At 65.7% G+C, this 6,151-nt stretch carries 7 protein-coding genes and 1 rRNA gene; 4 read left to right on the top strand and 4 right to left on the bottom strand.

Annotated elements, in window-relative coordinates:
* Window positions 1-80: 80 nt before the first annotated feature.
* The 3 genes from hfaD to hfaA are packed head-to-tail and all read right to left on the bottom strand — an operon-like array spanning window position 81 to window position 2,635.
* A complete protein-coding gene (gene hfaD, locus Q7S93_RS00735) occupies window positions 81-1,316 on the bottom strand; it encodes a holdfast anchor protein HfaD (RefSeq protein ID WP_304711589.1) in 1,236 nt (411 codons plus the stop codon).
* On the bottom strand, window positions 1,246-2,250 hold the full coding sequence (gene hfaB, locus Q7S93_RS00740; protein ID WP_304711590.1) for a holdfast anchoring protein HfaB: 1,005 nt from the start codon (window positions 2,248-2,250) through the stop codon (window positions 1,246-1,248). The genes hfaD and hfaB overlap by 71 nt, the downstream gene beginning before the upstream one ends.
* Window positions 2,240-2,635: a holdfast anchoring protein HfaA gene (hfaA, locus tag Q7S93_RS00745; RefSeq protein WP_304711591.1), complete on the bottom strand. Its 396-nt coding sequence runs from the start codon at window positions 2,633-2,635 to the stop codon at window positions 2,240-2,242. Before hfaA ends, hfaB begins: the two co-directional genes overlap by 11 nt.
* A gap of 257 nt (window positions 2,636-2,892) precedes the next feature.
* Here hfaA and Q7S93_RS00750 point away from each other — a divergent pair, with 257 nt between their 5' ends.
* From Q7S93_RS00750 to Q7S93_RS00760, 3 genes are all read left to right on the top strand, one after another.
* Window positions 2,893-3,552 carry a rhomboid family intramembrane serine protease gene (locus Q7S93_RS00750; RefSeq protein WP_304711592.1) on the top strand — a complete coding sequence of 220 codons (660 nt, stop codon included), beginning with the start codon at window positions 2,893-2,895 and terminating at the stop codon, window positions 3,550-3,552.
* Window positions 3,553-3,619: 67 nt separating this feature from the next.
* Window positions 3,620-4,048, top strand: coding sequence for a CBS domain-containing protein (locus Q7S93_RS00755; RefSeq protein ID WP_304711593.1), 429 nt, complete (start codon window positions 3,620-3,622; stop codon window positions 4,046-4,048).
* 2 nt (window positions 4,049-4,050) lie between these two features.
* Window positions 4,051-4,632 (top strand): GNAT family N-acetyltransferase, encoded by a 582-nt coding sequence (locus Q7S93_RS00760; protein WP_304711594.1) that lies wholly within the window; start codon window positions 4,051-4,053, stop codon window positions 4,630-4,632.
* A 24-nt stretch (window positions 4,633-4,656) separates the two neighbouring features.
* On the opposite strand, the gene Q7S93_RS00765 is transcribed toward Q7S93_RS00760, so the two are convergent.
* Window positions 4,657-5,091 (bottom strand): RrF2 family transcriptional regulator, encoded by a 435-nt coding sequence (locus Q7S93_RS00765; RefSeq protein WP_304711595.1) that lies wholly within the window; start codon window positions 5,089-5,091, stop codon window positions 4,657-4,659.
* A 644-nt stretch (window positions 5,092-5,735) separates the two neighbouring features.
* On the opposite strand from Q7S93_RS00765, the gene Q7S93_RS00770 reads away from it, so the two are divergent.
* Window positions 5,736-6,151: ribosomal RNA gene (locus Q7S93_RS00770) — 16S ribosomal RNA — on the top strand; the annotation flags it as partial.

A 6,151-nucleotide genomic window follows, 5' to 3' on the forward strand; every position in this document is an offset into this window, starting at 1 on the left:
GCGGAGGCCAGAGCGCGTTCCGGTGGGCGGGAACCGGTGATCGGGCGAAACGCCCCTCCAGGCTCTCGCCCGCAGCCCTCCTAGTTGGAGGGCCGGCTCACATAGTAGCTGGCGGTGTTGCCCACGGCGTTGGCGACGCCGGTGGCCGAGCGGGCATAGCCGGTGACGGTCACCGAACTGGTGGCGCTCACATCGGAATTGTTCACCTGCTGGCTGGTGGCGACGATGCGGCCCTGGCAGTCGCTGCAGGCATAGCCGGTGGCCGCATTGCCGATGGCCGTAGCGGTGGACGAGGCGTCATAACCCTCTGCGCCGGTGAAGTCGGCGATGACCTCGACGCCGCCGCCCTCGTTCAGCTGGATGGCGTCGATCACGGTTTCCGAGCCGAAATTGCCGGCCAGGAAAGAATTGCCCACCCCGTAGGCGATGCTGGCCGCCGAGCCGAACTGATAGGCCGAGGCCTGGCTCTGGGCCCGGACATAGGCCTGGTTCTCCTGGGCGCTGGTCACATCCAGGAGCCCACCCTCGTTGGAGGCCGAGATGTTATTGCCGCTGGCCGTGGCGCTGGTGGTGCTCAGATAGGCGTTGCCGTGGGCGGTGAACTGGCTGGCCTGGGTGAGGGCGGCCTGGTTGTCCTGGTCGATGATGTAGCGCTCGCCCGACCCGCCAATGCCGGAGCTGGTGACATTGGTCCCAGTGGCCGTGCCGGCGAAGGTCGCGGCGCCTTCCACATAGCCATAGGTCCCGCCGCCGTCGGCGACCACATCGGCCCGATTGGTCTGGTTCACCCGGGCGCCGACGACGCTGTAGCTGACGCCAAAGCCCTGGCTGACACCGACGGCCTGGGCCGAGGCGGTCACATCGCCCACCTCGGCGTCCGGCGCCTCGATATGGCTGTGGCCATAGATTAGACCGGGGCCGGTCTGCTGGTTGTAGACCCCCGTCAGGGTCCCTTCGTAGATGTTGGACTCACTGGTCACGCCGGTGGCGGCCGTGGTCAGGCTGGTGACCGCGCCGGAGCTCACCGCGGCCTCCAGCCGGGTGTCGGCGGTGACATCGGCCTGCAGGTTCTGGTTGGCGCGCACATCCAGGGTCACGCCTTCGCCGGAGCCGTCGAAGGCCGCACCGGTAGCCGTGGTGACCGCCGTGGTCGCCTCGGTGATCTCGACCACGTTCAGGGTCTGGCCGGAGAACACGTCTCCGGTCTGGACCTGATCGCTGAGGATGACGCTGTCGAGGGTCTGGCTAGTAGCGGCCGCGCACGTCAGAGTCGCGGCTGACGTTCCAGCGATTAGGATCTTCGCGAGTCTGCGCATTGTTGGTCCCCAGATTGTTGTAGGCGGGGACATAGGCCCCCGTGAGGCCCACCGTCGTCCCGGCCAGGGGGTCGGAGGACAGGCAGGCCTGGGGACCAGGCATGCCGTAGAGATTGGCGGTCATCTCGATGACGGCCCGCTCCACCAGCGAGCGGACGGCCAGCTGCATGGGTTCGAGCGCGCCTGTGCCGGCCGAGACATCGAAGACGTTGCCGCCCAGGAAGTCGAACATGCCGACGCCTACTTCGCGGCCGATCACCTGCTTCTGGTAGGAGATGACATCGACCACCTCCAGGGTGCGGGTGTTGATCAGCCGCAGGTCGAGGCCGATGTTCATGATGAAGAGGCGGCCGTTGATATTGCCCTTCAGGTCCCGCGGATCAGGGTCGCCGGCGCCGATATCGAAGCCGGACGAGCGGATGTTGAAGTTCAGCTCGGTCAACCCGCCGGCCACATAGAAGTCCGAGCCCGGCACCTGACCGGCCAGGATGCGGCGGTACTCGGCCGGCATGTTGGGGGCCGGATTGGGCTGGTCGGAGATCAGCTTGTTGTTGGCGTATTTCAGCTCGAGTTCGGAGACCGAGGTGTCGAACCGCTCCACCAGGGGCATGCCCGCCTTGGCGAAGGCCGACATGGCCATCAGGGACGCGCCCTGGGTGATCTTTCGGCCGCTGCCGTCGGACTCTGACTTGCCGGTATAGTCGGCGATGCGGCCGATGGCGATGCGGGGCGCCGTGACATTGGCGGTGCGCGCATAGCCGGCCAGGCAGACCAGGGCGGTGGAATAGGGCGTCGGGTTGGACGTCACCGGCGCGCTGCCGATCGGGCGGCTGTAATTGCCGCCGGGGCCGGCCACCGGGGTGGCGCAGGCGCTGAGCGCCAGGGCCGCAGCGCTCAGGACGCCCAGGGCGCGGACGGGAAGCTTAGTTTCCATCGCCGACCCCGCCGGAACTCATCTGCACGCCGGCGCTCACATTGCCATTGTTGATCTGGGTGGAGTCGATGATCACCGTATTGTAGCTGCCCTGGGTGATCACGACGAGATTGTTGCCGATGGCGCTGGACCCGCCCGAGCTGGCGCCCACGCCGGCATAGGCGTCGGCCGACCCCCAGGAGCGGCTGAAGGACGACTGGTCCTCGCCGGTGAGCATCAGGCCATCGACGATGACCCGGTTGCCGTTGGCGTCACGGGTGGAGACGTCCACGGGGTGATTTTCGCTGCCGGCATAGCGGCCCCAGCCGGCGTTGAAATCGGCCGAGTTCGTGGTCATCTGCTGAGCCTGGGCGCCGCTGGCCCCCAGGGCGCCGGCGACAAGCATCGCGATCCATGCCGTCGGATGGGTCTGGGCCTTTGGCCTCATATCAGTGGGGGCGATGGCCATGAACTTGGCGGACTCCAGACAGCGACGGCGCTAGGCCGTCGTTAAGCAAACCACGTGCCAAAGATGGACACTGATGTCCTATCTAGGGGGGCAACCCTCGCGAATTCGTTAAGGCTGGCGCGGGACAAGTCTGAACGCCCCATCTGAACGCCCCATCTGAACGCCCGCATCTGAACGCCCCTGGAGGGGACCTGTTGACCGAACCCCGCGAGCCCATTTTCAAAGCCCCCTGGCCGGCCATGGTTCTGGTGGGGGCCATACTCGGCGCCTTCGCCTGGCAGGTCTTCGTGCTGGGGGAGGGGGCCTATGCCCGTTTCGGCTTCTCGCCGGCGGGTTTCGAGGCGGGCGGATGGCCCGGCCTGCTCACCGCGCTCTTCATACACGGCGGGGTGGTTCATGCGGCCATGAACGCGGCCGGGGCCCTGGCCTTTGGCAGCCCGGTGGCGCGCCTGTTCGGCCTGCGGATCCGGGGCGGGCTGGTCTTCTTTCTGTTCTATCTGGCCTGCGGGGGCCTCGCCAACCTGGCCTTTGCAAGGCTGCATCCGGGGGAAGAGATTCTCCTGGTCGGCGCGTCCGGCGCAGTCTTCGGCCTGATCGGAGCGGCCACCCGCATCCTGGCGGGCGGCGGGCGGCTGGCCCCCCTGTTCGATCGGCGGGTCCTGTTCATGAGCGCGATCTGGATTGGCCTCAACCTGCTGATCGCCGTCCTGGGTTTTGCCCCAGGACTGGAGGGCGCGGTGGCCTGGGAGGCCCATATCGCGGGCTTCCTGGCTGGCTTGCTCCTGGCGGGGCCGGCCGCCTGGCTCGCGACCAAAGGGGCGCCTCGGGCCGTCGAAATGCCGCCGGAGATCTGAAGGGTGATTGTCAGAACCATCGTTATGCGACAGGCTGCACATCTGTAGGATGAGAGCGAGACGACCTATGCTTGTATCCCAGATTCTGAAGACCAAGGGCGACCTGGTCTTCACCGTCGCCCCGGGGGACACGATCAGCGCGGTGACCGCCCTTCTGCACGCCCGCCGCGTGGGCGCCCTGGTGGTGGTCGACGCCGGCAAGGTTGTGGGCATTGTTTCCGAGCGCGATGTGGTGCGCAGCCTGGCCGAGCTGGGCGCGCCGGCCCTGGATCGTCCTATCACCAGCTGCATGACCAGTGACGTGCTGTTCGCTCGGCCCGGCGAGACCGTGGACGCCCTGCTGGAGAGGATGACCGATCGGCGGGTGCGTCACCTGCCCGTGTGCGAGAATGACAAGCTGCTGGGCATCGTCTCGATCGGCGACCTGGTGAAGCACAAGATTTCCGAAGTGGTCGCCGAGGCCGACGGCCTGAAGGCCTATATCGCCGCCGGCTGAGCGTGCGGCTTCCCCGCCTTGAGGGCCATCAGGTTGCGGTCCGCCCTCTGGAGGCGTCCGACCTTCAAGCCTGTCATGATCTCTATAATGAGATCGGCTGGTCGGATTCCGCCCTTGGCGAGGCCGAGAATCTCGCCCTGCGCCGCGACTGGCTGGACTGGACCCTGCGCAGCTATGACCAGTTGGCCGCGCTTCACCAGCCGCCCTATGGAGAGCGGGCGATCCTCGACAGTGACCAACGGTTCGTCGGCCTGGTCGGCATCGTCCCGCGGCTTGAGCCGTTCGAGCGATTGCCCGGACTGGGCGGGCGGCCCGAGGCGCGCCGGACGCCGGAGGTGGGCCTGTTCTGGGCGGTGCGCCCAGCCTTCCAGGGGCGGGGCTATGCCGCGGCGGCGGCCGGCCTGATCAGCGCCTGGCTGTTCGAAACCCTGGGCCTGGCGCGAATCCTGGCTGGCACGGAGGCTGACAACGCCGCCTCGATCGGGGTCATGCGGCGGCTGGGCATGCGTATCGAGCCCAATCCGGGGCCGCCTTCGCCGGGGTTCGATGTCACCGGCATCCTCGAGGCGCCGAAAGAACCCTGACGAAAGAACCCTGACGCTCGGGCCTCACGCCTGGAACACTTCTCCGCCATCGCCGGTGGCCGCGTCGGCCAGGCTGTAGCCTTCGAGCACCTCGGCTGTGGCGTCGCGGGCGCGGAGCAGGGCCTCGCGCAGGGTGCAGGTCGCCAGGTCCGGGCAGTCGTCACACTTACGAAAGGCCGTGCGGCTGACGCAGGGGGCCAGCCCGAGGGGGCCGTCGATCACCCGGATGACTTCGGCGAAGGCGATATCCTGAGCTGGTCGCGCCAGGGTATAGCCGCCGAACTTGCCCCGCCGACTCACCACAAGCCGGTTGCGGGACAGTTCCAGCAGAATAGCCTCCAGGAACTTCCGGGGTGCGTCGGCCCGCAGGGCGAGTTCGCCTGAGGTCAGTTGGACCCCATCGGCCCGAGCCAGTTCGACGAGTGCGCGCAGGGCGTAGCGGGTCTTCTGCGATAGCATGGCCAGGGGCGCCTCCCTTGCGCGCCCATTTCTCCATAGGGGGCGAGCGCTACGGTGGGCAAGCACGGGAAGGCCGGCGTGCTGCGTCATGCCGCCCAGGGCTCTCGCCTTGACTCCCAGGGGAGGCCGCGCTAAATACGCTCCCCTGGCCGAAACGACGGGCGAAGACGTGGCGTTAGCCGAAAGGCTGTTGACCTCTTCTTAATCTGTCGTTAGGTTCCGGTCCTTCAATCGAATCGCTGCGGACATATGAGGGCAGCCCCTCGGCGGCCCGAAGTGATTTTTGCGCCAAATTCCTTCTGGAAGATGACGCAAAGAAAGTCCGAAAGGATCGATTGACAGGTTCGGGGGTGGCGACTAGATACGCCGCTCCTCGCCGGGGCCGAAAGGTTGGCGGGGCTGGCGGAAGCCGGTTTGGTCTTTGACATTGTTGAATTGGAAAGAGAAACGCAGGCGGCGGTGTTCTGGCGATGGTTCTTAGGAACTGTCTGGACGCTGACGAACTCTGCGGTCTCTTGAAGACAATACCATGCGTCGATTGGCTTTCGGGCTTATCGACGATTGGGAACTCGTCAAGATACGTAGACCAATGCCAATTGGACGCCCTTCGGGGTGTTTGAGAAACGTTGGGTCAGAAGTCAACTCAACCTGAGAGTTTGATCCTGGCTCAGAGCGAACGCTGGCGGCAGGCCTAATACATGCAAGTCGAGCGCACCTTTCGGGGTGAGCGGCGGACGGGTGAGTAACGCGTGGGAATATGCCCTATGGTGCGGAACAACTGAGGGAAACTTCAGCTAATACCGCATGTGCCCTACGGGGGAAAGATTTATCGCCATAGGAGTAGCCCGCGTTGGATTAGTTTGTTGGTGAGGTAATGGCTCACCAAGACTTCGATCCATAGCTGGTCTGAGAGGATGATCAGCCACACTGGGACTGAGACACGGCCCAGACTCCTACGGGAGGCAGCAGTAGGGAATCTTGCGCAATGGGCGAAAGCCTGACGCAGCCATGCCGCGTGAATGATGAAGGTCTTAGGATTGTAAAATTCTTTCACCGGGGA

It is taken from the genome of Phenylobacterium sp. (genome assembly GCF_030646615.1).
Classification (GTDB): domain Bacteria; phylum Pseudomonadota; class Alphaproteobacteria; order Caulobacterales; family Caulobacteraceae; genus Phenylobacterium.